Here is a 25047-nt window from a genome sequence, read left to right on the forward strand (position 1 = left end):
AGAACCATGGGATTTCCCTTTGAAAACGCAACCTGGGACGGCGTCAGCGGCGTGATCTTCGTCGGCGGCGCCGGCGGCCACACGCTGGTCTACAGCCTGATCGCCATCGGCATCTGTATCGCCGCCCTGCTCTTTGGCAACGGCATCGAGGCCACCAAATACAAAAAGCACAAGTAAGCGCACACCGCTGACTTGCAGCGCCCCGCGGTTCCGCCGCGGGGCGTTCGCGTTGACCCAAGAAGTAAAATCGCCGTGAAATGCCGCGAATGTCGCTTCTTCATCGCACGCCGGATGCTACCGGTGAAAGCATGAAACGCCCCATGCTCGCCCTCGCCCTCTGTCTTGCCGCTGGTCCGGCCATGGCCTGTGGCACCGAAACCGATTGCCCGCTGGGCGACCGCACGTATCGCATCCACCTGCCACAGGGGCATGACGGCACCACGCCCCTGGGCGCGCTAGTCTTTGCCCACGGTTACAAGGGCTCGGCAGCGGGCACCATGCGCAACGGCGCGCTTCGGGCCATGGCCGACCAATTGGGCATCGCGCTCGTGGCGGCCAACGCCAAGGGCGACGACTGGCTGCTGCCCAACGCTCCCTCCGGCAAGGTTTCCTCTCCCGATACCGCGCTCGCCTATTTCGACGCCCTGCGCGAAGATATCGTGGCTACTCACGCCGTCGACCCCGACCGCATCGTCATGAGCGGCTTTTCCGCCGGGGGCATGGTGACCTGGACGTTGGCCTGCCACCGGCCTGGCGACTATGCCGGCTTCATTCCCGTCGCCGGCACCTTCTGGGCGCCCTCGCCCGAGACCTGCAAGATGCCGCCCGCCGATATTGTCCACATCCACGGCACCTCGGACCGGATCGTGCCGCTGGCGGGCCGTCCCATCGGCGACACCCGGCAAGGCGATGTCGACACCATACTCGCCATGTACCGCAAAACAGGCGGGCACGCCGCATCCCAGGCCCCCGCCCTGGATGACGGCCTTATCTGCCAGGCGTGGACCGCCCCCAACGACACAAGCCTGCTTAAATGCCTGCATCCCGGCGCGCATCGCTTTCGCACCGAATGGCTCGCCGCCGCGTGGAACCTGATCCTATCCGACTGAGCGCGGTCTTTACTCCCCGCACCCCGCCGCTACGTCCCCGAGGGACAGCGACACGAGGATCCGCATGAGCACTCACATCACCATCTTCGGCGCCACTTCGGGCATCGGCCAATGCGCCGTCGACGAGGCGCTGCGCCGTGATCACACGGTCCGGGCCTTTGCCCGCTCCGCCGGCGACATGGCCTCCCGCCCGGGACTGGAGCCGTTCGCCGGCGACGCGCTCGACCCCGCCAGCGTGACCGACGCGCTCAAGGGCACCGACGCGGTGATCTACGCGCTCGGGATCAACGAAAGCGTCTCGATGCTCTGGAAAGAGGTCACGCTGTTCTCGAAGACCACCCGCATCCTCATCGACGCCATGCAGACGGCGGGCGTCACGCGTCTCGTCGCCGTCACCGGCTTCGGTGCAGGCCGCAGCCGCGAGGCCATGAGCAGCCTTGAGAGCTTCGGGCACAAGGCCATCCTCGGCAAGCCTTACGCCGACAAGGACCGACAGGAGACGCTAATCATGGACAGCCCCCTCGACTGGACCATCGCGCGCCCCGTCATCCTCACGAAAAGCGCCCGCACCGGCAGCTACAAGGTGTTGCGCGAGCCCAAGGCGTGGCGCAACGGCCTCATCTCGCGCGCCGACACCGCCTGCTACCTGATCGACGCTGTCGAGAACGGTCTCGACATCCGCGCCGACGTCGTGCTCGCCCGGTGAACTCGCACGATACCGAAATCGAAAGCACGGTAATCTTGAACGTACCCGCCCTTAGCGGTCCCGTATCGCCCGGAACGCCGCCGACGCGCCCCAACCCGCCGCGATGGCGATGGCCAGCGACATCAGCCCGTAGATCAGCGGCTGTTCCCGCGACAGGGTGAAGATCCACCGTTCCAGCCCAACTTTCTGCACCCCGATGGCCGTCTCGTAGGTCGACACGACCTCCCCGCCCCGGGTCAGAAAGATCCGCGTCGTATAGGCCCCTTCCGTCAGGTTCGCCGGCATTGCGATTGAGGTGCGGAAGAGGGTCTGCTCGTCCAGCGACACCGCGCCTTCCTGCAGGCTGTAGGCGCCGTTTGCCTTGCGGATGCGGATGATCGCCTCGGTAAAGGCCTGCGGATCGACTGTCGCACTGGCCGTCCCCACCGACCGGATCGCCCGCGGGATCGAGACGCTGTGCCGAAGGTCCTCGACATTCGACAGCACCTTGTCCAGCGGCCCGGTTGTGGCGATGGCATAGAAGGACGGCGCCCGGTCCACCTCGACCGAGTCGGTGTTCACCCAGATGCCGAACCGCCGCTCCTTGCGTCGCACAACCACGGGCTTGCTCGGCCCCGCCACGGCCACGATCACGTCCAGCGGCTCCTCGGGGATCTTCGCCTCGCGCTTGACCGCCCCGAAAACCAGGATTTCCGAGCCGTCAAAGGTTGCCGTGATCGCCACCTTGTCCCGGCTCAGGCCCAGCACGACCTCCTCGGCCATCAGCGGCCCGGCCATGAAAACAAGGGCAATCAGCCAGCGCATCAATGACCCTCCGCCGCGCCGATGGAATACAGCTCCGAGGGCATGATCAGAAGGTCCAGCGCCAGCTTGAAGCACACCGCCAGCACCATCAGGGCCAGCAAGATGCGCAGTTGCTCGGCCTTCATCCGCGTGCCGATCGTCGTCCCGATCTGAGCCCCGATCACGCCCCCGATCAGCAGCAACACCGCCAGCGCCACATCCACGGTAAAGTTCGTCGTGGCGTGCAGCAGCGTGGTGAAGGCCGTCACGAAGATGATCTGGAACAGCGACGTGCCCACGACCACCTTGGTGGGCATGCCCAGCAGATAGATCATTGCGGGCACCATGATGAACCCGCCGCCCACGCCCATGATCGCGGCCAGGATACCCACGCAAATCCCCACGATCACCGGGGGGATCACGCTGATATAAAGCCCGCTCGTGCGGAACCGCATCTTGAACGGCAGCTTCTGAATCCAGGTGTGTTTCTTGCGGGTCGCGGGCTTGCCCGACTTGCTGCGCCGGATCGCCCGCAGGCTTTCGAAGAACATCATCCCGCCGATGATGCCCAGGAACACCACGTAGCACAGCCGCACCAGCAGGTCGACCTGGCCCAACGAGCGCAGGTAGTTGAACACCACGACACCCAGCGCGGCCCCTATAAGCCCGCCGATCAGCAGCACCGTGCCCATTCGAAGATCGACGGTCTTTCGCCTCAGATGCGCCAGCACGCCGGAGAACGACGACGCGACGATCTGGTTGGCTTCCGTCGCCACCGCCACCGCGGGCGGGATGCCGATGAAAAACAGCAGCGGCGTCATCAGAAACCCGCCGCCCACTCCGAACATGCCCGACAGCACACCGACCAACCCGCCCAGCCCCAAAAGCAGGAACGCGTTGACCGAAACCTCGGCGATGGGAAGGTAGATCTGCATAACCCGTGTTAGCCCCGGCTCAGGGCTTTTTGCAAGTGCGGCATCGGCTTTGCCGGCTCAGGTCTGATCAATTTATGTGAACTGGCCTTACGAAGTGTGAACGCATCGGTCCATGTCTCTCCGTTTCAAAAATTTTTGAGACAACCGAGGCAGTTAGCGCTCTTTCACGTAAGGTACCCCGCCCGATTTCGGCGGAATCGCCTTGCCCACGAACCCAGCCAGGATCACCACCGTCAGGATATACGGCGCCGCATCCATCAGCTGCGTCGGAACCGCGATACCGCCCAGCTCCAGCGTCTGGTATCGCAGCGCAACCGCCTGCAACAACCCGAACAGGAGCGTCGCCCATAGAGCATACCACGGTCGCCACTTGGCAAAGATCAGCGCCGCCAGCGCGATATACCCCCGCCCGGCGGTCATGTCCTTCACGAATCCGGCCTGCAACGCGGTCGACAGATAGGCACCCGCCACCCCGCACAACACGCCGCAGATGGCCAGCGCCGCGAAGCGCATTCCCGGCACGCTGATACCGGCGGTGTCCACCGCCTCGGGGTTCTCGCCCACCGCCCGCAAACGCAGCCCGAACCGCGTGCGATACAGCACCCACCAACTGACCGGCACGCACAGAAAAGCAAGGTAAACCAGTATCGTATGCCCCGACACCAGCTCGCCATAGACCGGCCCCAGACTGTCCGCAAAAGGCAGATCGATCGGCACGAAGCGCGCCCCTGACCCCAGCGACGGCGTCCGCCCCGCCTCCTGGAACCAGTCCGCCGCGATCAGCACCGTCAGCCCCGCGGCCAGAAAATTGATCGCCACACCCGAGATCAGCTGGTTGCCCCGGAACGTGATACTGGCCAGCCCGTGCAGTCCCGAGAGCAGCATCGACGAGGCAATCCCCGCCAACAGACCCACGCAGGCCGACCCCGACACATAGGCGACGGCGGCCGAAAAGAACGCCGCGATCAGCATCTTGCCTTCCAGCCCGATGTCGAAGATCCCCGCCCTTTCGCTGAACAGCCCCGCAAGGCACGCCAGCAACAGCGGTATGGCCAACCGCACCGTGCTGTCGAGAACTTGCAGAAGGGTCAGGAACTCCATGCAGTCAACTCTCCGTCGTGGCCATCTTGTAGGCGGCCAAGGTGAAGAAGCTGCCCAACCCCGCCTCGATCCACCGCCGTCCGCCGGCATAGGCCGCGCGGATGGGGCCCGAGGACAGGAACAGCGCCCAGGCCGCGTGCATGGTGAAACTGATCACGAAGGCCCCCGCGACGAAGGCGGCAATTACCGTCCCCGGCGCCCCTTCGACGGCCCCCACCGCCGCGATGGCCAGCCAGAACACAATCGCCTTGGGATTGGTCACCTGCAACGCGTAGCCTTGCGCAAACAGTTTCGCATGCGCCTGCTTCGGCGTCTTCATCACCGCCACTTTTGGCGGGTTCAGCGCCTTCTTGAATGCCCCGTAGGCCAGCCACACCAGATAGGCCGCGCCCACCAGCTTCAAAAGGCTCATCGCCCACGCCGCCTGCGACAGGATCAGCCCCACGCCCAGCATGGTCAGGATGTTGATCGTCATGCTACCCGTGGCGATCCCCGCGCAGGTCACCAATGCCGGCCCCCGCCCCTGGTTGGGGGGCGAGGATGCCCCAACCAGCAGGATGGCATAGGCGGCGACAAAGCCGGGAAGGTAAGGCGCGAACTCGATCATGGTCTGAGGCTCCGGAAAGGTGTAACGCTCGCAGGGTGCCACACACCGCGGCGCGTCACGACCCAAAACACTTCGCTCCGAACCGAACCATGCTTGCTCATGCCTTCCGCCTCCGCCGCATCGCGCCATACGCCCTTTCCATCGGCATCCGCACCATGTTGTCCAGCGCGCCGGTGAACAGGATCACCAGCGCCTGTATGACCACGATCAACTCCCGCGGTATCGACGTCCATAGGCCCAGTTCGCCGCCGCCCTGGTACAGGAACCCGAACAGGATCGCCGCCAAAAACACCCCCAACGGATGGTTCCGCCCCATCAGCGCCACCGCGATCCCGATAAAGCCCGCGCCCTCGGTCGGGTTCAAAAGCAACCGTTCCGCCTCGCCCATCACCACGTTCACGGCCATCAGCCCGGCCAGCCCGCCCGAGATCAGCATGGCCACCACGACGATCCTGACCGGCCCGATCCCGGCATAGCGCGAGGCTGTCTGCGAATACCCCAGCGCCCTGATCTCGTATCCCAGCCGCGTCCGCCAGATCAGCACCCACACGAACAGGCACGCGAACACCGCCACGAACAGGCTGATATTCACCGGCGCCGCCTTGGAAAACGAAATGCCAAAGGGCGCCAGCATGTCGTGCAGCGTGGGCAAAGTGGCCCCTTCCGGGAACCGCGCCGTGGCGGACTCGACCGATCCCGCCGGGCGCAACACCCCGCCCAGCAGGTAGTTCAGCAGCGCCGCCGCAATGAGGTTGAACATGATCGTCGTGATCACGATATGACTGCCCCGCGTCGCCTGCAACCACGCCGGAATGAGCGCCCAAAGCGCTCCGAACATCGCGCCGCCCACTAGCGCCGCAGGCAAGGCCAGCGCCCAGTGGGGCCACGGCAGCGCAAGGCACACCAGCGCCACGCCAAGGCCCCCCAGCATCGCCTGCCCCTCGGCCCCGATATTGAACATCCCTGCATGGCTTGCCACGGCAAAGGCGAGGCCGGTGAACATGAACGTGGTCGCGTAATAAAGCGTATAGCCCCACCCATAGGTCGACCCGAACGCCCCGGTGATCATGATCCGCAGCGCCTCCACCGGGCTTTCCCCGATGGCCAGAATCACCAGCGCCGACAGGATCGCCGCCAGCAACAGCGACACCAGCGGCACCAGCACCGCGTCGGCCCAGCCCGGCAGCCTATCCATGCCCGCCTCCCTGTCCGGCCCTGTGCGCCGTGCCGTGTTCTTCGGCGTGCTCCTGCGCCTGCGCCGCCTGGGCCTCCTGCACGGCGGCGGCGGCATCCTCGGGCCGTCCCTCGATCCCGGCCATCAACAGGCCCAGCTCGGTTTCGTTCGTCTCACCGGGCAGGCGCTCGCCCATGATCCGCCCGTCGAACATGACGGCAATCCGGTCGCTCAGCGCCATCACCTCGTCCAGTTCCACGCTCACCAGCAAGATCGCCTTGCCCGCATCCCGCAGCGCGATGATCTGCTGGTGGATGAACTCGATCGCCCCGATATCCACGCCCCGTGTCGGCTGCCCCACCAACAGCAGGTCCGGGTTCCGCTCGATCTCACGCGCGAGAACGATCTTCTGCTGGTTCCCGCCGCTGAAATGCCTGGCCGACAGCTTCGCGTCGCGCGGACGCACGTCGAACCGCTCCATTTTCGCCGCCGCCTCGGTCAGGATACCGGCATTGTCCATCAGCAGACCGCCCCCCGTGGCCGGATCCCGGTGATACCCGAAAACGCTGTTTTCCCACGCGGAAAACGCCATGATCAGCCCCTCACGCTGCCTGTCCTCGGGCACATGCCCCACCCCCGCCTCGCGCCGCGCCTTGCCGTCAGCGCCCGCGCCGCTGAGCGGCAGATCCACGCCGTTCACCGTCACCCGGCCCGTCGCGGGCCGCATGCCGCCCAGAACCTCCAGCAGTTCCGACTGCCCGTTCCCGGCCACCCCGGCCAGCCCCACGATCTCGCCCTCGCGCACCTGCAAATCGATCCCGCGCAGCCGCTCCACCCCTTGCCCGTCCACCACGTGCAGGTTCTCGACCTCAAGCACGACGTCGCCGGGGTTCGCCGCCTCCTTCTCCACACGCAACAGCACCTTGCGCCCCACCATCAGCTCGGCCAGTTCCTCCGGCCCCGTCTCGGCGGTCCTGACCGTCGCCACCATCTCGCCCCGGCGCATCACGCTCACCTCATCGGTGATCTCCATGATCTCGCGCAGCTTGTGAGTGATGAGGATGATCGTCTTCCCCTCGTTCCTCAAACGCGCCAGGATGCGAAACAGCTGATCCGCCTCGGCAGGCGTCAGCACCCCCGTCGGCTCGTCCAGGATCAGGATATCGGCTTGCCGGTAAAGCGCCTTCAGGATCTCGACCCGCTGCTGCATCCCCACGCCGATATCCTCGATCAGCGCGTCGGGCGTCACGTTCAATTCGTATTCCTGCGCCAGCGCCGCCAGTTCGCGCCGTGCCTTGGCCAGGCTCGGCCGCAGCAGCGCGCCATCCTCGGCCCCTAGGATCACGTTTTCCAGCACGGTGAAATTCTCCACCAGCTTGAAATGCTGGAACACCATGCCGATGCCCGCCGCAATCGCAGCCTGGCTGTCGGGGATGCGGGTCTCCAGCCCCTTGATGAAAATTCGGCCGGAGTCGGCCTTGTAGAACCCGTAAAGGATCGACATAAGCGTCGACTTGCCCGCACCGTTCTCGCCGATGATCCCGTGAATGGTGCCGGGGGCCACCTTGATCGAGATATCCCTGTTGGCCTGCACCGGCCCGAAGGCCTTGGAAATACCCTGCAACTCGATTGCCGGCGCTACGCTCATGCGCCCGTCCCCTTGAAGCCTACGACCCGGGTAAGGCGTTGGTCCCCGTCCATCTCGATCACGAACTGCCCCAACTGGATATGACCGTCCGCCATGATGAACTCCACCGTCGCGCGTGTGATGCCATCGCGGGTTTCCATGCTGGCGATCTGCACAATCGCGCCGGGGACCATGGCCGAGTATTGCCCGACATATTCCATCACCGCCGCAGGCCCGACCAAAGCCTCGTCCAGCCTCGGGTCGGCATACCGCACGCCCGTCGCCAGCACGTCGTTCAGCACGGCCATCCGCGCCTCCGCGTCGCCGTCGCCCCAGGCGTTGAAGAACCGTCTGACACTGTCACTCATGGCGGTCTCCGGCAGGGGCCGGGCCACCCTCGCAGCCCGGCGGCAAGTCCTTACGACGCCGGACAGGTATTGTCGGACATGTAGTCGTGCACCTCCAGCTCGCCATTCGCGATCTGCTCGGCGGCGGCGTCCACGGCCTCTTTCATCTCGGCCGTGACAAGGTTCTCGTTATGCTCGTCCAGCGCATAGGCCACCCCGTCATTCGACAGGCCCATCACGTTCACCCCGGTCTCCAGGTCCTCACCCGCCATCATTGCGTCATACACGGCGTTGTCCACGCGCTTGACCATCGAGGTCAGCACATGACCCGGATGCAGGTAGTTCTGGTTGCTGTCCACGCCGATGCCCAGCACGTCCTCGTCGGCGGCGGTCTGCAACACGCCCGTGCCGGTGCCGCCCGCGGCGTGATAGATCACGTCCGCCCCTTGGCTGATCTGCGCCTTGGTCAGTTCCGAGCCCTTCACCGGGTCGTTCCACGCCGCCGGCGTCGTGCCGGTCATGTTCTGGATCACGGTCGCGTCCGGGTTGGCCGCCTTCACGCCCTGCACGTAACCGCAGGCGAACTTGCGGATCAACGGGATATCCATGCCGCCGATAAAGCCGACCGTGCCGGACTTGCTCGCCATCGCCGCCATCATCCCCACAAGGTAGCTGCCCTCGTGCTCGTTGAAGACTACCGAGCGCACGTTGGGCTCTTCGACCACCATGTCGATAATCGCGAACTTGGTGTCGGGATAATCCGGCGCCACCTCGCCCAGGATGTCGCCAAAGGCAAAGCCCACCATCACGATCGGGTTGTTGCCGTTCTCGGCAAAGCGACGCAGGGCCTGCTCCCGCTGCGCCTCGGATTGCAGCTCAACCTCGTTGTAGCTGCCGCCGGTTTCCTCGGCCCAGCGCGATGCACCGTTATGGGCGCTTTCGTTGAACGATTTGTCGAACTTGCCGCCAAGATCGTAGATCAACGCCGGGTCGGCCAGTGCGCCGGCGGCCGACAGCGCCAGCGTCGCCGCCGCGCCCAAAAGGTTCTTCATCAGTGTCATGCGTCTCTCCCTGAGGTGCGGGGGCTGTGCGCGGCTGACCGGAAGGGTTGAATCACGCCCGCCCCCTTTTTGATTTCGGCAAGTAGGCCGCAACTGGCGGCGTGGGTCAAGGTGGTGCGCAGCCTGCCGCAAGGTAAGCCACGCAACACGCGATACACCCGGCGCGAAACCATCCCACACGCCGTCCCGGACTTGATCCGGGACCTCCTGACGCAATCGCACGCCCTGACTGCGTAGGGTGGGTGAAAACCCACGCGCCCCCTAAACCTTCAAATCCAACGCCGCCTGCAACAACGTCTTGGCATACTCGGTCTTGGGATTGTTGAAGATCTCCTCGGACGCCCCGTATTCCACGATGTCGCCCTGCTTCATCACCACCACCTTGTGGCTCATCGCCCGCACCACGGCCAGGTCATGGCTGATAAAGAGATACGTCAGCCCGTATTTCACCTGCAACCGGCGCAGCAGGTCCACGATCTGCACCTGCACCGTCATGTCCAGGGCACTCGTCGGCTCGTCCAGCACCACCAGCTTGGGCCGCAGGATCATCGCGCGGGCGATGGCGATCCGCTGCCGCTGCCCGCCGGAAAACTCGTGCGGATAGCGGTCCATCGTCTCGGGGTTCAGCTCGACCTCGCGCATCACCTCGGCCACCAGTTCACGCACCGGCCGCCCGTCGGGGTTGCCATGCACACCCAGCCCCTCGGCAATGATCTGTTCACAGGTCATCCGCGGGCTCAGGCTGCCCACTGGATCCTGGAAAACGATCTGGATGTCCGAGCGTTTGCGGCGCAGCTTGCGGGTGGACCACTCGCGCATGTCCTCGCCCTCGAACCGCATCTCGCCCTCGGATTCGATCAACCGCATCAGCGCCAGCGCCAGCGTGGTCTTACCCGACCCGCTTTCGCCCACGATGCCTAGCGTCTCACCGCGGCGCACCTCTATATCGGCCTCGTTCACCGCCTTCACATGGCCCACCGTCCGCTTCAGCAACCCCTTCTGGATCGGGAACCAGATGCGCAGCCCATGCGTCTCGACCAGCGTCTCGGCCCCCTCCGGCACCGGCTCGGGGACGCCCGACGGCGCGGCCCCCAGCAGCTTCTTGGTATAGGCGTGCTGCGGGTTGCCGAAAATCTCCTCGGTGGGGCCGGTCTCGACGATCTCGCCGTCCTTCATCACGCAGACCCGGTCGGCGATCCGCTCTACCACGCCAAGGTCATGGGTGATGAAGAGAAGCCCCATATCCTCCTCGCGCTTCAACTCCGCCAGCAACTCCAGGATCTGCGCTTGAATGGTCACGTCCAGCGCCGTCGTCGGCTCGTCCGCGATCAGCACGTCAGGCTTGTTCGACAGCGCCATGGCGATCATCACCCGCTGCCTTTGCCCGCCCGACAATTGGTGCGGATACGCCCCCAGCCGGCTCTCGGGGTCGCGGATACCGACGCGATTGAGCAGTTCCAGGATACGCTCCCGCACCGCCGCACCGCGCAGCCCCTGGTGCAGCTCGATCGACTCGGTCAGCTGCTTTTCCAGCGTGTGCAGCGGATTCAAGCTGGTCATCGGCTCCTGGAAGATGAAACTGATGTCGTTGCCCCGCACCTTGCGCAGCAACTTGTCATTCGCCCCGATCATCTGCTGCCCGTCATAGGTGACGCTGCCCTCGACAATCGCGCTGTCCCCCAACAGCGACACCGTGCTCAGCGCCGTCACCGACTTGCCCGACCCGCTTTCGCCCACCAGCGCCACGGTCTCGCCCCTGTCCACGCTGAACGACACGCCCCGCACGGCCTGCGTCACCGCACCGTCCTGGCGGAACCCCACCTTCAGGTCTTTGACTTCAAGCAGGCTCATTGAAAGGTCTTCCGTGGGTCGAACGCGTCGCGCACGCCTTCAAAGATGAAGACCAGCAGCGACAGCATGATCGCGAAGGTGAAGAACGCGGTAAAGGCCAGCCACGGCGCCTGCAGGTTCTGCTTGGCCTGCAAGGTCAGCTCGCCCAGCGACGGCGCGCCCGACGGCAGGCCGTAGCCCAGGAAATCCAACGTCGCCAGCAGGCTGATCGTGCCGGTGATGATGAACGGCAGGAAGGTCAGCGTCGCCACCATCGCGTTGGGCAGCATGTGTCGGAACATGATCTTCATGTTGCCCACGCCCAACGCCTTGGCCGCGCGCACGTACTCGAAATTGCGCGCCCGCAGGAACTCCGCCCGCACCACGCCCACCAGCGCCATCCACCCGAACGCCACCATGATCCCGACCAGCAGCCAGAACCCCCTCGGCAGGATCGAGAACAGGATGATGATCACGTATAGCTGCGGCGTCGATGCCCAGATCTCGATGAACCTCTGAAAGAACAGGTCGATCCGCCCGCCGAAATACCCTTGCACGGCCCCCGCCACGACCCCGATCACGGACGAAAAGAACGTCACCACCAACGTGAACATCACCGCCAGCCGGAAGCCGTATATGACAATCGCCAGCACGTCCCGCTTGGTCCCGTCCGTGCCCAGCAGGTTCTGCTCGTTGGGCGGCAGCGGCGCGGCGCCGGGGCGGTCCACCGGCGTGTCGTGGCTGTAGGGGATAAGCGGCCAGAGCGTCCAGCCTTTCTCGATCTGCTCACCCATCACCTCGCCGTCCTGCGCGTCCTCGATGACCCCCACGGGATCGTCGAAACAATCCTCCAACCCGCCCGACACGATCAGGCACTCGACCTCCGGGTCGGCATAGACCGCCTCGGTGCGGAAATCCCCGCCGAACGCCGTCTCGGGATAGAACTTGAAGATCGGCATGTAATAGCCGTCCCGGTACTTCACCAACAGCGGCTTGTCGTTGGCCACGAACTCGGCGGGCAGGGTAATCACACACAGCAGCGCAAAGATGATCAGCGACCAGAACGCCCGCTTGTTGCGCTTGAAATTGCGCCAGCGACGTTGGTTCAGGGGGTTGAGCTTGATCATCTCAGCCCGACCTCTTCTCGAAGTCGATGCGCGGGTCGATCAGCACATAGGTCAGGTCCCCGATCAGCGCCACGATCAGCCCGATCAGCGTGGTGAGGTACAGCGTCGCGAACATCACCGGGTAATCCCGCCCGATGGCGGCCTCGAAAAACAGCCGCCCCAGACCGTCCAGCGAAAAGATCGTCTCGATCAGCAGGCTACCCGTGAAGAACACGCTCACGAAAACGCCCGGAAAGCCCGCGATCACGATCAGCATCCCGTTGCGGAAGACGTGACCATAGAGCACCCTCCGCTCGGTCAGGCCCTTGGCCCGCGCGGTCATCACGTATTGCTTCTTGATTTCGTCGAGGAAAGAGTTCTTGGTCAGGATCGTCAGCGTGGCGAACCCGCCAATACTCAGCGCGGTGACCGGCAGCACGATGTGCCACAGGTAATCCAGCACTTTGCCGATAACGCTCATGTCCTCCCACCCATCCGAGGTCAGCCCCCGCAGCGGGAAGATCTGCCAGTAACTGCCGCCCGCGAACAACACCAGCAGCATGATCCCGAACAAAAACGCGGGGATCGCATAGGCCGCGATGATGATCCCGCTCGTCCAGGTGTCGAAACTGCTACCGTCCTTCACCGCCTTGCGAATACCCAAGGGGATCGACACCAGATAGGACAGCAGCATCGTCCAGATCCCCAGCGTGATACTGACCGGCATCTTTTCCAGCACCAGGTCCATCACGTCGATCTTGCGGAAATAGCTCTCTCCGAAATCGAAGGTGGCATAATTCCCCAGCATGGTCAGGAACCGCTCCAGCGGTGGCTTGTCCAACCCGAACTGCGCCTCCAGCTCGGCGATGAACTCCGGCGGCAAGCCTTGCGAGCCGATATACCCGCTGTCGCCCTCGTTGCCGGTCACGGCTCCGTCCTGCTCGCCGCCCGCAAAGCCGCCGAACACGTCGCCCTGTCCCTGGATGTCGGCAATAGCCTGCTCCACGGGACCGCCGGGCAGGAACTGCACCAGCGCGAAGTTGATGATCATGATCCCGATCAGCGTCGGAATGATCAACAACAGCCGTCTTACGATATAGGCGCCCACCCCTGGCCCCCTATGCCCGCGGGATGCGCGTCAACGCGCCGCCGTCCACGACCTGCAAGTTCATCAAAATGCGCCCGCCTCTCTCAGCTTTTCGGCCTTCTCGGCGTCGTACCACCAGAAATCCAGCGTTCCCAGCAGGTAGGGCGGAATTTCCTCGGGATGGTCGTACTGGTCCCAGTAGGCGACCCAATGATTGGGGGCATAGCCATCGGGGATCAACATGAATTCATGCCGCAGCGCCCGGTCCAGTGCGCGGATCGTCATGTCCTCTTCCTCCTGGCTCTCGGTCATCAGCGATTCCTCGATGATGCGGTCCACCATCTCGCTGCGCAGCCCGGCAGGATTGAACAGGTCGTCGGCGGCCTCGGACCCGAACCGCTGCGCCAGGCCCGTACCCGTTCCCATCAGCGCCGGATATCCATCGAACACCAGGTCATAGTCGTGATCGCGCTCGCGCTTGGTGAATTGCGCACTGTCCACGGCCTCCACCCTGGCATCGATTCCCAGGTCCTGAAGGTTCGACACGAAATTCTCGGCCACGGCCTTTTGCGTCGGTTGCCCCGACGCATTCAGCAGGAAGTCAAGCCGCAGCACCTTGCCGTCCTCGCCCCGCATTTGGCCGTTTTCGCCAACCGTGTAGCCTGCCTCCTGCAACAGCCGCAGCGCCTGGCGCTTGTTCTTGCGCGAGCTCAGCCGCGAAGGATCACTCTCATGCGGCACCCACGGCTCGGTCGTCTTGACCTCCTCGGGCACCGCGTCGCCCAGCGAGTTGAGGAATTCCAGCTCGTCCCCCTCTGGCACGCCCGTCGCCTCCAGCGGCGTGCCGGTGGAAAAGGACCGCTGCTGTTCGTAGAACCCCGCGAACAGCGACTCGTTGGTCCACTCGAAATTGAACATCAGCGCCACCGCCTGCCGCACGCGCTTGTCCTGCAACACGTCCCGACGGGTGTTGAACACGATGCCCGTCATCGGCGGCGGTGAGCCATCCGGGATCGCCTCCAGCTTCACCCAGCCTTTGTTGGCGGCGGGGAAATCATAGGCGCTGGCCCACTGCTTGGGGTCGGCCTCGGTGCGATAGGTCACCTCGCCCGCCTTGAACGCCTCGAACGCGGCGGTGGCATCCGCGAAATACTCCAGCCGGATCGTATCGAAATTGTGCCGGCCCTTGTTGATCGGCAGGTCCCAGCCCCAGTAATCGGGGTTGCGCCTGATCACCACGCGGCGGTTCGGCACCACCTCGTCGATCACGTACGGGCCAGAGCCGGGCGAGATGTCCAGTCGCGGTTCGTCCAGCCGCGCGCCGGTCTCCTCGTACCACGCCTTGGACCAGATCGGCACCGTGCCCACCTGATCGATCAGGCTGCGGCGAGAAATGCCGTCCGCGAAGTGGAACTTGACCCTGTGATCGTCCAGCACCTCGACCTTCGGAATCCGCTTGCGCACCGCCTCGGCATAGCTTTTCAGCCCCTGGTCCAACAGCAGGTTGTGCGAAAACGCCACGTCTTCCGCCGTGACAGGCGTGCCGTCGGAAAATTCGGCCTCGGGCCGCATGTGGAAGATCACCCACGACTTGTCCTCGGGGTACTCGACCGTGTGCGCGACAAGGCCATACAATCCGTTCATGTCGTCGCCCGGCAGGCTGCCCGACCCGGCCAGCACCTGACCCAGAAGGCTCTCGTACATGATCGTCGACAGCGCCGAGGCGCGACCGTTGCGGGTGTAGGGGTTCATTGAATCGAAACTGCCCGGCAGTGCGATGGAAATCTCGCCCCCCTTGGGCGCGTCCGGATTCACATAGCTGAAATGTTCGTAGTCCTCGGGGTATTTCAACTCTCCGAAATACGAATAGCCGTGGCTCTTTATGATAGTCTGGTCCGCGCCCTCGTCCTGCGCCAGCGCGGTGGTCGCGGCGAGCGCCGCGATGCAAAGCCCGGTCAGGGCGGCGGTCATGAAACGGATGCGGGAAACGGCTACGGCCCGGGTCGTGGCCCGGCTGTGGCGTCGGGTCATTCTTCTCTCCTCTTGACCTGCCTGATGTGGGGTCGGTGTCCTTGCAAGGCAAGCTAAAGGAGGAACGAAACGGGATTCAAGCGCCGAAAGGCGGATTCCGTTCAAACTTCCGACAGCAAGCGACTTGCCGCCCCTGGGCCCATCGTCGTCCCAATAAAAAAGCCGCCGCTCCGGACAGGAACGGCGGCCTGGTCGTCAGATTGTCTCGGCTCAGTTGCCGGTGGATTCCAGGTACTTGACCAGCGCCGCGCGTTCTTCTTCCTTGCGCACGCCGCGATAGGCCATCTTGTTGCCCGGCGCATAGCCCTTGGGATCTTCCAGCCACGCGTTCATCTCGTCGGCCGTCCACGCACCGTCGAGACCCGCCAGCGCGTCGGAGTAGTTGAAGCCATCGACCGATGCGATGTCGCGACCGATCACACCCACCAGATGCGGGCCGACGCCGTTGGCTTCTTCCTCGGCCTTGTGGCAGGCGGCGCATTTGCGGAACGCCCGCTCGCCATCTGCCACGTCCGCGGCAGCGACCAGTTCGGCAAAGGCCGATCCTTCGCCCTCGCCGCCCGAGCTTTCCTCGGCGGCCTGCTCTTCCGAGCCGCCCTCTTCGGCGCTTTCCTCGGCTGCGGCTTGCTCGGCGGCTTGCTCGTCAGAGCCTTCCTCGGCAGCGGCCTCATCGGTGGCTCCCTCGTCAGAGCCGCCCTCGGCGGAAGCTTCGTCCGTGGCTTCCTCTTCAGCGCCTTCCTCGGCAGACGCCTCTTCAGTGGTGTCCACTTGGGAACCTTCTTCGGCCGACGCCTCTTCGGTGGTTTCCTCTTCGGAACCTTCCTCGGCAGAGGCCTCTTCGGTGGTGTCCTCCTCCGTGCCCTCTTCGGCAGACGCCTCTTCGGTTGCCTCTTCCTCGGTGCCTTCCTCGGCCGACGCGGTCTCTTCAGCGCCTTCCTCGGCGGCAACCTCGGTCATGTCGCCATCGGTCTGATCGAGAAAGGCGATCACGTTGGCGCGGTCCTCGGGCTTGGCCAATCCGTTATAGCTCATCGACGTCCCGGGCGCATAGCCCGACGGATCTTCGAGGAACGCATACAGGTTCTCGGGCGTCCACACGTCCGCCGCCTCGCTCAGCGCTCCGGAATAGCTGAAGCCATCGACAGCCCCGACATCGCGCCCGACCACTCCGTACAGATGCGGGCCGACGCCGTTCGCGCCCTCTTCCGCCTGGTGACAGGCCTTGCACTTGCCGAACACGCGCTCGCCCGCGCCCACGTCAGCTTCGGAGTAGAGAGAGGCCAACGTCACCGTTTCCTCTTCTTCCTCACCGCCGCCTTCGCCTTCGTCCACCTCGATGACATAGGCCGCCTGATGCTCCTCGCCGTGGCCCCCGCCACCGACGTGATAGATTTCTTCCGCAGCCCACTTGCCAAGAAGAAAGACCAGGAACGTGCCGCAAAGGCCCCCCATGATCTTTGTGAAGGTCATTGTGTCAAACATAGCCCGCTTCCATCTTAATCTCTCGCGCGGTATCTATCCGCTTCCCCTCGGGCGGTGCAAGGTGTAGTTTCCGCGACCAAACGCCCGCCCTCGGCAAAATTAAGCGGGAAATGGTAAAAAACGGGCGAAGAACCAATCACATGACCAAACGCATCGCCTTTCAGGGAGAGCCCGGCGCCTATTCCCACCAGGCCTGCCGCGACACCTATCCCGACATGGATACCCTGCCCTGCCGCACCTTCGAGGACGCGATCGAGGCGGTCCGCTCGGGCGAGGCGGATCTCGCCATGCTGCCGGTCGAAAACTCCACCTTCGGCCGCGTGGCAGACATTCACCACCTCCTGCCCGATTCCGGCCTGCACATCATTGCCGAGGCCTTCGTGCGCGTGCACATCAACCTGTTGGCTCTGCCCGGGGTTCCGCTCGAACAGATCAAGCGCGCCAAGAGCCACACCATGCTCCTGGGCCAGTGCCGCCAGTTTCTGGCACAGCACGACATCCAGCGCGTCACCGGCGCCGACACCGCCGGCTCGGCTCGCGAGGTCGCCCAGGCCGGCGACCCCGAGATGGCCGCGCTGGCCTCGGAACTGGCCGGAGAGATCTACGGCCTCGACGTGCTCGCCCGCGAGATCGAGGATGAGGGCAACAATTCCACCCGCTTTCTCGTCATGTCGCGCGAGCCCGACCACTCCCGCCGCGGCGATGACGGCATGATGACCACCTTCGTCTTTCAGGTCCGCAACATTCCCGCCGCGCTCTACAAGGCGATGGGCGGGTTCGCCACCAACGGCGTCAACATGACGAAGCTCGAAAGCTACATGGTCGGCGGCTCCTTCACAGCGACCCAGTTCTACGCCGATATCGAGGGCCATCCCGACGACCCCGGCGTCAAGCTGGCGCTGGAAGAACTGGACTACTTCACTTCCGACGTCACGCTGCTGGGCGTTTATCCCGCCGATCCGCGTCGCCACTGAGCCGGAACGACCGGCCGCGCCGCGCGTCGGCACGTCAATTGTTACAAACGTACCGTCACGCTCAAAACCGCACCAATTTCGTGCGTGTGTGCACATTCTGTATGTTTCAGTATTTTTCTTTGTTTTACAGTTATTTTTAAAAGATCTGCGCGCGCAGAACACGCAGGGCGAGAGCATCACCACAGCATTTCTCACGCTTCTGTGCATTCACGTGAAGCGCCAGTAACGAGAAGCGGAGCCCCCCTGTGGCGGTGCCCTGCGTGTCTCCATCTTGCTGCCAGACGACGCGGACGGACCGCGCCGCCCAGACACAAACAAAGAAAGGAACACGTCATGCGTATCATCAGTACAGTCGCGGTCATCGCAGCTCTCGCCACCCCCGCCGCCGCCCTTCAGGTCGTCAACGTCCTGGGCCAGCACAGCACCCCGCTCAACAGCGGCGTCCTGACCAACGGCGCTCCCTACTTCGATGAAGAAAAGGACAATCAGCTGGGCTATGGCTTCGGCGCTCCCTACTTCGACGAAGAGAAGGACAACCAGCTGGGCTATGGCTTCGGCGCTCCCTATTTCGACGAAGAGAAGGACAACCAGCTGGGCTTCGGCTTCGGCGCTCCCTACTTCGACGAAGAGAAGGACAACCAGCTGGGCTTCGGCTTCGGCGCTCCCTACTTCGATGAAGAGAAGGACAACCAGCTGGGCCTCGCCTCCAACTACGGCGCGCCCTTCGTCAACGAAGATAAGGACAACCAGCTGGGCTTCGGCTTCGGTGCCCCCTACTTCGATGAAGAGAAGGACAACCAGTTGGGCCTGGCCTACGGCTATGGCGCACCTTACTTCGACCAGGAGAAAGACAATCAGCTGGGCTGATACCGGCCCTGCCTGAAACGGGAAAACGGGTCGCCTTCCTAGGCGACCCGTTTTGCGCTCGGCCCGCCACCGTCCTCAGGCGATGCTCTTGTAGCGGTCTTCCAGTTCCTTGGCATAGCCCGCCACACGCAGGCTGAACCGCTTGTTCAGGTTACCCTTCGCCAGCTTCATCGACTGCACCAGCAGCTTCGCCGCCAGCGTCTTGGGCGCCATGTCGATCACCACGCTGATCCGCGTGCGCGACCGCGACAGCGCCACCAGGTCCAGCACCATCTTGCCGCCCATGTTGGGCGAGCGCGATGCAATGACCAGGCCATTGGGCCGGTCCAGTTCGGTCAGTTCCAACTGCATCTCGCGCCGCTTGCCCCGCAGGGTAAAGGCCGCGTCCCACTTCATGCCCGGCTGCGTTGTGTCAAGGTCGTCGACGCGCTGCACTTCGGCTCCGCGCCGCAACACGGACCGTTCGATCGCAGCAAAATCGGTCACCTGCTCGAACACGAACTCGATCGGGGCTTCTACATCCTCGTGGGCCACGAACTTCATATCTGCGCCTCTTCTTCTCTTGTCCCCTCCGGTCTTTCGCGCCGGGCTGGGTTCCGGAAAACTGTCGATTACCGGCGTTATAGCGTATCCGCCAGCCAGTTGCGCAGCAAAAATTGCGCGATTGCACCTTTTCGCGCGGGGCTGAGGACGGAATGCGCCCCGGCAAAGGCCTGCATCATCTCCTCCCGGCTGACCCACATAGCCTGCTCGATCTCGACCGGGTCGATGGTGATCTCCCGGCTCAGCGCCACGCCCCGGCAGCCGAACATCAACGACGCCGGAAACGCCCAGGGCTGGCTGGCCAGATATTCGACCGCACCCACCTTGACGCCCGCCTCTTCGCGGACCTCGCGGCGTACCGCCGCCTCCATCGTCTCACCCGGTTCGACAAAGCCCGCAAGCAGCGAAAACATCCCTTCGGGCCAATGCGGCGATCGCCCCATCAGCACGCTGTTGCCATGGGTGATCAGCATGATCACCACCGGATCGGTCCGTGGAAAGTGATGTGCGCCGCAGGACGGGCACAAACGCTGCCAGCCCGCCTGCGCCAGCGCACTCCGCGCGCCGCACCGGGCGCAGAAGCGGTGGCTGACATGCCAGTGCAGCACGCCCTTGGCCGTCGCCGCCAGTTCCGCGTCGCGCGGGCTCAGTCGGGTCATCACCCGGCGCAATTCGGCAAACACTTCCGTCTCGCGCATCAGGGGATGGCGCTGCTCGGTCACGTCCACGAAACTGTTCATCTGGGCCGGATCCACGTCCTCGGGGTCCCAGTCGACCAACTCGCGCGCCTCGATCAGACGCCCGTCTTCCTGCCGCCCCAGCAGCACTGCCTCTGGATCGGCCTGCGACAGCACCGGATGATCCACCGGCAACCGCACCAGCCGGTCCAGCCCCGGCCCTTCGACCAGCGGCTTGCCGCGCCACAACAGCACGACGTCGCGCGGCGCGGCCGCGATCTCCTCCGGTGTGCCCCGCAGTTCGGCGGCCCGGTCCAGACCCGATCCGCCGAAGGTGACCGTTTCAGCATGACGCATGCGCATCTCCTTTGGGCGGCAGACCTGCCACAGCCCCCCGCCGACGGCAAGCGGCACCAACTTGCGCACGTTCGCAGGCACCCAATCAAAGCGCGATCCTAAATAAGTGATATCAACCAAAAGGCGATTGCCGCCCTCTGTCGCCTGTGCCAAGGTCGGCGCTACCCGGCGAGAGGCCGGGGCGGGGAAGATTTCGGCAGAGCTTATGAGTGACGACGCGCTTGACCAGACATGGCCGTACGCGCCCGCATCCACGGAGTGCCCCGCGCCCGAGCGGCATGTGTGGCTGCGGTTGCTGGAAACCACCGATGTCCACGCCCATCTGGCACCCTACGACTATCACCGCGATACGCAGGTGTCGGGCTATGGCCTGGCCCGCACCGCCACGCTGATCGCCCGCGCCCGCGCCGAGGCCGCCAACAGCCTGCTCTTCGATAACGGCGATTTCCTCCAGGGCTCCGCGCTCGCGGATATCGGCACCGGGCCGGACAGCGACTGGACCGGCCCGTCGCCTGTCATCGCGGCGATGAACCGGCTGGGCTACGACGCCGCCACCTTGGGCAATCACGAATTCAACTTCGGTCTCGACTGGCTGGCCCGGGCCCTGTCCGACGCCTCCTTCCCCGTGCTCTGCGCCAACGCGGTGAGGGTCGGGCCCGAGCCTGTGCCCCTGCGCCCGCCCTCCGTCATCCTGCCCTCGGTCCTGCGCGACAGCCATGGCAATGAACACACAATCCGCATTGGCGTGCTGGGCCTGCTGCCACCGCAGATCACCACGTGGGATCACCAGCACCTTGCGGGCCGTGTCACCACCCGCGGCATCGTCGAGACCGCGATGATCGAGGTCCCCCGCCTGCGCGACGCCGGCGCCGAGATCGTCATCGCACTGGCCCATACCGGAATAGGCCTCGCCACGTCCGCGCCCGAAACGGCCGATCCGGCCCAGGAACACGCCGCCCTCGCACTGGCCACCGTGCCGGGAATCGACGCGGTTCTGGCCGGGCACAGTCATCAGGTGTTTCCCGACACGACTGCGGCCGTTCCGCCTGCCCCGGGGGTCGATCACCACGCCGGCACCCTGGCCGGGGTTCCCGCGGTCATGGCGGGGTATCGCGGCTCGCATCTGGGTGTGCTCGATCTCTGCCTTGTGCAGGATGCCAAGACGGCCCGCTGGTCGGTCCATGCCTTTCACAGCCACGCCCGCCCGGTGGCGTACCCCGATGACAGCGCCCCGGCCGCCGCCGACCCGGACCTTTCCGCCGTCGTGCATCCGGCTCACATGGCCACGCTCAAGATCACGTCCCGGGCCGTCGCGCACACCGACCATGCCATTCACAGCTATTTCGCCCTGGCGCGGCCCAGCAATTCGGTCCGTCCGGTGCTCGAAGCCAAGACCGCCGCGCTCATCGCGGCGCTCGAGGGCACCGAGGACGCGCACCTCCCGGTGCTGGCCGCGACGCCCTGCTTCAAATCCGGCGGCCATGCCGGCCCGGGCGATTTCATCGACATCCCCCCCGGTCCGCTGACCCTGGGGCACATGGCCGAGCTCTACCCTTTTCCCAACACCCTGATCGGCCTGCGCCTGACCGGCGCCCAGATCGCCGACTGGCTCGAACGCGCCGCCTCGTGCTTTCACCAGGTCCTGCCGGGCCGGGGCGACACGCCGCAGCCGCTGTGGAACCCCGCCTTCGCCAGCCATGCCTTCGACACGATTTCCGGCCTCGGCTACCGCATCGACCTGGCGCAACCGCCGCGCTACGACCCGCAGGGCCGGTTGCTGAACCCCGGCGCAGCCCGCATCCGCGACCTCACGCGCGACGGCGCGCCGCTGGCGCGCGACGCGGTCTTTTGCGTCGCCACCAACAATTTCCGCGCCTTCGGCGGCGGCCCCTATCCCGCCGCCGCGCCCCGCATGGTGGTGCACCGCTGCTCCCGCCCGGTCCGCGATCATCTCACCGCGTATCTCGTCCAGAACGGGTCTGACAGCACCGGGCCCTCTCGCGACAGCTGGCACCTCGACGGCCCGCGCGATGCAACCGTTTTGCTGGGGACAGGCCCGGGCGTGCGCAATCACCCGGGCGACCTGGCGGCACTGGGCGCCCGCGAAATCGGCCTGGATCCGGCCGGGTTCCTGCAGCTAGCGATTCCGCTTGCGAAACTGGCAGATCTTGCGAATCCCTGGCATACATCCTAGATAACCGGGTGAGAGGTTGGCGCGGGCAGGCGCCTCGCCAACCCGGTCAGGTCCGGAAGGAAGCAGCCGTAACGAGCCCCGCTTGGGTCGTTGTCCAGCCTCTCACCCAAGTAAACCGGACGCAGTCCGGTTTACGTCGGCCGAAAGGGGATGCACCGCATCCCCGAAAGGCCCACACAGACCAGCCCTGCGCCCCGACCGTTCAGCGCCGCCGCAATTTTTCGCCTGAAACTCGGCCGCCCGCTCATTGGCCTAGCCGGCCAACCGGTCTTCATTCTGCTCCATCGCGGTGAATTCCAGGTGAAAATTCGTTCCGACGCCCACGGTGCTGTCATAGGTCAGGTCGCCCTGCATCTGACAGGCCAGCCGTTTGGAAATGTGCAATCCCAGGCCCGAGCCTTGCGTCGAATGCTGGGTCTGGTTGGCGACCTGTCCGAAGCGTCCGAAAACGCGGTCCTCCATCCCGTCGGGGATGCCGTGGCCGGCATCCTTGATCGACAAGCGCAGCCTGCCATTGGCCATATGCAACGCGCCTTCGACGGTGCCGTTCTCGTGCGAGAACTTGATGGCGTTGGACAGAAGGTTGTCGATGATCTGGCGAATGGCGAAGGCGTCGCCCTGGACCAACGCGTGTGAGACAGCCGATGTCTTGACAAGCGTTACCTTGCGCTCTGCGGCGAAGATGCGGTTTTCCTCTATACTGTCGGTAAGAAGCCTGTCGAGATCGACAGTATCCTCCTCCAGTTGAAGTGCTCCGATATCCATCTTCTGCGCCAGGAGAATCTGGTCGATCAGGCGTGACAGGCGAAGACCGTTGCGGTGGGCGATCTCCAGCAGGGAGCGCATTTGGTCGCTCATCTCGCCGATATGACCGCCAAGGGCGAGCGCGAGACCGCCTTTCAGAGAAGTCAGCGGCGTGCGCATCTCGTGGCTGACCACCGAGACGAACTCGTCCTTGGCGCGGTTGGCGGCGTCGGCGGCACTGAGGGCCTCCTGCAACGAGGCATTTATCGCCATGCGGTCGGTGACGTCGACCAGGGTCACGCTCCATCCAAGAATGGCGTCCGATGGGTTCAATGGATTGCGGACCTTTTGTATGCGGGGTTCGTAGTCCCGGTCGCCAATGCGCAGATGAGAGCCATCGGCGCCAGTGGCCAGTTCGTCCTGCCCGGCGAAGAGATCGCGCAGCATTTGACTGTTGCCATTGTTCAGCTCGCGCTTGCGGGCAGCGGCGTTCATCAGCACGATGTTTCGCTTGCGGTCGATCAGGACGACCGGTTCGCTGCTCGTATCGAAGAGGACCGACTGACCGACCGCGGCCATGTCCATCGTCTTGCTCACCACCAGCATCCAGGAAAAAGCCAGAACGCCCAGCGAGAACATGAACGCGGTGGGATCGAGACCGAAGAAGGTGAAGTCCAGACCGATATAGGCGGCGTTCACCACCAGCGGGGACAAGGTGATGGCGCTCAGCATGCTCAGCAGTGGCCAGGCGCTGCGCCTGGCCCGGACAAACCCCCTAATCAGGCAAACGAAGGTGGCCATGACGAAGGTGTAGAGCAAGGCGATGATCGTGTAGAAACCCGGCCCGTGAACGTATTCGATTTGATCGCTTCCGACCGGAAGTATCGTGCCCTCGGTATAGACGAGCTGGTGCCATGAGTTTGTGGCGACTAGGGCAAATATTCCCAGCGTGAGGCCAAGCAAGAGCGCAGTTGCACGACGCGTCCGGACCCATTTGGCGTTTCCGACGTAATTGAAGACAAAGTAACACCACGAGATCGTCACCAATCCGTGCCCCAGCCAGGCGACCGTCGCCCATTGCATGTTGCAGACATACGTCGTTGACGCCGCTTCGAGACCAACGCAGAGAAGAGTCCACATGACACCGATGAAGGTGAGCGCGTAGAAACGCTTTCCGTTGAAATCCTGCGATTTGAGGGTCCAGATCATGGTGAATGCAGCAAGTGCGATCACCGCCGCGGCCACTAGAAAGACCGGGTCTATCAATGCTCTTTCAAAGCAAGCCATGGAGTCCCCAACTGCTGGTTATCAAATTACAAGAGCATTCGAATTTGCTTAGAATACGGCGTCAAGGTGACCTTTTGCTCCAACCTCGGTGGTGCGGGCCAAAAATGCCATCAGTTACTCCACGTTTTCTATGCGGAGAGTGGCGAGGGATGCAGCGGCCAGTGTACGACAGATCGGTTCCACGACAGGTCCTATCAAGTTTCGTTTGAAGTCAGGCAAGGTTCGATCCAGCACCCCCTATGACAATCTGCTTATTCATAACCGCGTATTCTGCGGTTTGAGCGCATCACGCTCGAATCCAATCTCCAGCGGGGACTGCCAGGTTTAGTTTAACACAATAAAAGCATAGACTTACACGGCCTTCCCCGATCGCTTGCACTTCCATGCGAATTGCCCGATGGTCGTGCCGGAGACGGGG

22 protein-coding genes and 1 other RNA gene are annotated in these 25047 nt (G+C 64.2%); 7 read left to right on the forward strand and 16 right to left on the reverse strand.

From position 1 onward, the window contains the following. Window positions 1-6 precede the first annotated feature (6 nt). From RBB31_RS15155 to RBB31_RS15165, 3 genes are all read left to right on the forward strand, one after another. Window positions 7-177 (forward strand): hypothetical protein, encoded by a 171-nt coding sequence (locus tag RBB31_RS15155; protein ID WP_306130142.1) that lies wholly within the window; start codon window positions 7-9, stop codon window positions 175-177. A gap of 131 nt (window positions 178-308) precedes the next feature. Further along, the gene (locus tag RBB31_RS15160; protein ID WP_306130143.1) at window positions 309-1109 is read left to right on the forward strand and encodes a PHB depolymerase family esterase; all 801 of its coding nucleotides are present in this window, start codon (window positions 309-311) and stop codon (window positions 1107-1109) included. A 64-nt stretch (window positions 1110-1173) separates the two neighbouring features. Continuing rightward, window positions 1174-1815 (forward strand): NAD(P)-dependent oxidoreductase, encoded by a 642-nt coding sequence (locus tag RBB31_RS15165; RefSeq protein ID WP_306130144.1) that lies wholly within the window; start codon window positions 1174-1176, stop codon window positions 1813-1815. A 51-nt stretch (window positions 1816-1866) separates the two neighbouring features. On the opposite strand, the gene RBB31_RS15170 is transcribed toward RBB31_RS15165, so the two are convergent. From RBB31_RS15170 to RBB31_RS15230, 13 genes are all read right to left on the reverse strand, one after another. Next, on the reverse strand, window positions 1867-2619 hold the full coding sequence (locus tag RBB31_RS15170) for a TIGR02186 family protein (protein ID WP_306130145.1): 753 nt from the start codon (window positions 2617-2619) through the stop codon (window positions 1867-1869). Beyond that, window positions 2619-3533 carry a sulfite exporter TauE/SafE family protein gene (locus tag RBB31_RS15175; protein WP_306130146.1) on the reverse strand — a complete coding sequence of 305 codons (915 nt, stop codon included), beginning with the start codon at window positions 3531-3533 and terminating at the stop codon, window positions 2619-2621. Before RBB31_RS15175 ends, RBB31_RS15170 begins: the two co-directional genes overlap by 1 nt. 153 nt (window positions 3534-3686) lie before the next feature. Further along, window positions 3687-4634 carry an ABC transporter permease gene (locus tag RBB31_RS15180; protein ID WP_306130147.1) on the reverse strand — a complete coding sequence of 316 codons (948 nt, stop codon included), beginning with the start codon at window positions 4632-4634 and terminating at the stop codon, window positions 3687-3689. Window positions 4635-4638: 4 nt separating this feature from the next. After that, entirely contained in the window at window positions 4639-5241 is a 603-nt protein-coding gene (locus tag RBB31_RS15185) for a LysE family translocator (RefSeq protein ID WP_306130148.1), read from the reverse strand. A 97-nt stretch (window positions 5242-5338) separates the two neighbouring features. Further along, window positions 5339-6436, reverse strand: coding sequence for an ABC transporter permease (locus RBB31_RS15190; RefSeq protein ID WP_306130149.1), 1098 nt, complete (start codon window positions 6434-6436; stop codon window positions 5339-5341). Beyond that, the gene (locus tag RBB31_RS15195; protein WP_306130150.1) at window positions 6429-8063 is read right to left on the reverse strand and encodes an ABC transporter ATP-binding protein; all 1635 of its coding nucleotides are present in this window, start codon (window positions 8061-8063) and stop codon (window positions 6429-6431) included. The genes RBB31_RS15190 and RBB31_RS15195 overlap by 8 nt, the downstream gene beginning before the upstream one ends. After that, a complete protein-coding gene (locus RBB31_RS15200; protein WP_306130151.1) occupies window positions 8060-8410 on the reverse strand; it encodes a nuclear transport factor 2 family protein in 351 nt (116 codons plus the stop codon). The genes RBB31_RS15195 and RBB31_RS15200 overlap by 4 nt, the downstream gene beginning before the upstream one ends. A 50-nt stretch (window positions 8411-8460) precedes the next feature. Further along, entirely contained in the window at window positions 8461-9450 is a 990-nt protein-coding gene (locus RBB31_RS15205) for a BMP family protein (RefSeq protein WP_306130152.1), read from the reverse strand. 261 nt (window positions 9451-9711) lie between these two features. After that, complete coding sequence (locus tag RBB31_RS15210; protein WP_306130153.1) at window positions 9712-11301, reverse strand: ABC transporter ATP-binding protein; 1590 nt, start codon at window positions 11299-11301, stop codon at window positions 9712-9714. After that, window positions 11298-12404 (reverse strand): ABC transporter permease, encoded by a 1107-nt coding sequence (locus tag RBB31_RS15215; protein WP_306130176.1) that lies wholly within the window; start codon window positions 12402-12404, stop codon window positions 11298-11300. Before RBB31_RS15215 ends, RBB31_RS15210 begins: the two co-directional genes overlap by 4 nt. Window positions 12405-12408: 4 nt before the next feature. Next, entirely contained in the window at window positions 12409-13494 is a 1086-nt protein-coding gene (locus RBB31_RS15220; protein ID WP_306130154.1) for a microcin C ABC transporter permease YejB, read from the reverse strand. A 63-nt stretch (window positions 13495-13557) separates the two neighbouring features. Then, a complete protein-coding gene (locus RBB31_RS15225; RefSeq protein WP_306130155.1) occupies window positions 13558-15504 on the reverse strand; it encodes an extracellular solute-binding protein in 1947 nt (648 codons plus the stop codon). 210 nt (window positions 15505-15714) lie between these two features. After that, a complete protein-coding gene (locus RBB31_RS15230) occupies window positions 15715-16986 on the reverse strand; it encodes a cytochrome c family protein (RefSeq protein WP_306130156.1) in 1272 nt (423 codons plus the stop codon). Between the two features lie 140 nt (window positions 16987-17126). Here RBB31_RS15230 and RBB31_RS15235 point away from each other — a divergent pair, with 140 nt between their 5' ends. After that, window positions 17127-17960: a prephenate dehydratase gene (locus RBB31_RS15235; RefSeq protein WP_306130157.1), complete on the forward strand. Its 834-nt coding sequence runs from the start codon at window positions 17127-17129 to the stop codon at window positions 17958-17960. A 333-nt stretch (window positions 17961-18293) separates the two neighbouring features. After that, window positions 18294-18827 (forward strand): hypothetical protein, encoded by a 534-nt coding sequence (locus tag RBB31_RS15240; RefSeq protein ID WP_306130158.1) that lies wholly within the window; start codon window positions 18294-18296, stop codon window positions 18825-18827. A gap of 75 nt (window positions 18828-18902) precedes the next feature. On the opposite strand, the gene RBB31_RS15245 is transcribed toward RBB31_RS15240, so the two are convergent. Both RBB31_RS15245 and nudC read right to left on the reverse strand, forming a co-directional pair. Next, a complete protein-coding gene (locus RBB31_RS15245; protein WP_306130159.1) occupies window positions 18903-19370 on the reverse strand; it encodes an SRPBCC family protein in 468 nt (155 codons plus the stop codon). A gap of 77 nt (window positions 19371-19447) precedes the next feature. After that, complete coding sequence (gene nudC, locus RBB31_RS15250; protein WP_306130160.1) at window positions 19448-20404, reverse strand: NAD(+) diphosphatase; 957 nt, start codon at window positions 20402-20404, stop codon at window positions 19448-19450. Between the two features lie 205 nt (window positions 20405-20609). Between nudC and RBB31_RS15255 the strand changes: the two genes are divergently transcribed. Further along, on the forward strand, window positions 20610-22598 hold the full coding sequence (locus tag RBB31_RS15255; protein WP_306130161.1) for a bifunctional 2',3'-cyclic-nucleotide 2'-phosphodiesterase/3'-nucleotidase: 1989 nt from the start codon (window positions 20610-20612) through the stop codon (window positions 22596-22598). Between the two features lie 9 nt (window positions 22599-22607). Continuing rightward, an RNA gene (ffs, locus tag RBB31_RS15260) (signal recognition particle sRNA small type) lies at window positions 22608-22706 on the forward strand. A gap of 144 nt (window positions 22707-22850) precedes the next feature. Here the strand turns inward: ffs and RBB31_RS15265 are convergent. After that, window positions 22851-24629: a histidine kinase N-terminal 7TM domain-containing protein gene (locus RBB31_RS15265; protein ID WP_306130162.1), complete on the reverse strand. Its 1779-nt coding sequence runs from the start codon at window positions 24627-24629 to the stop codon at window positions 22851-22853. Window positions 24630-25047: the final 418 nt, after the last annotated feature.

This window comes from Roseovarius sp. MMSF_3350 (genome assembly GCF_030733425.1).
Taxonomy (GTDB): domain Bacteria; phylum Pseudomonadota; class Alphaproteobacteria; order Rhodobacterales; family Rhodobacteraceae; genus Roseovarius.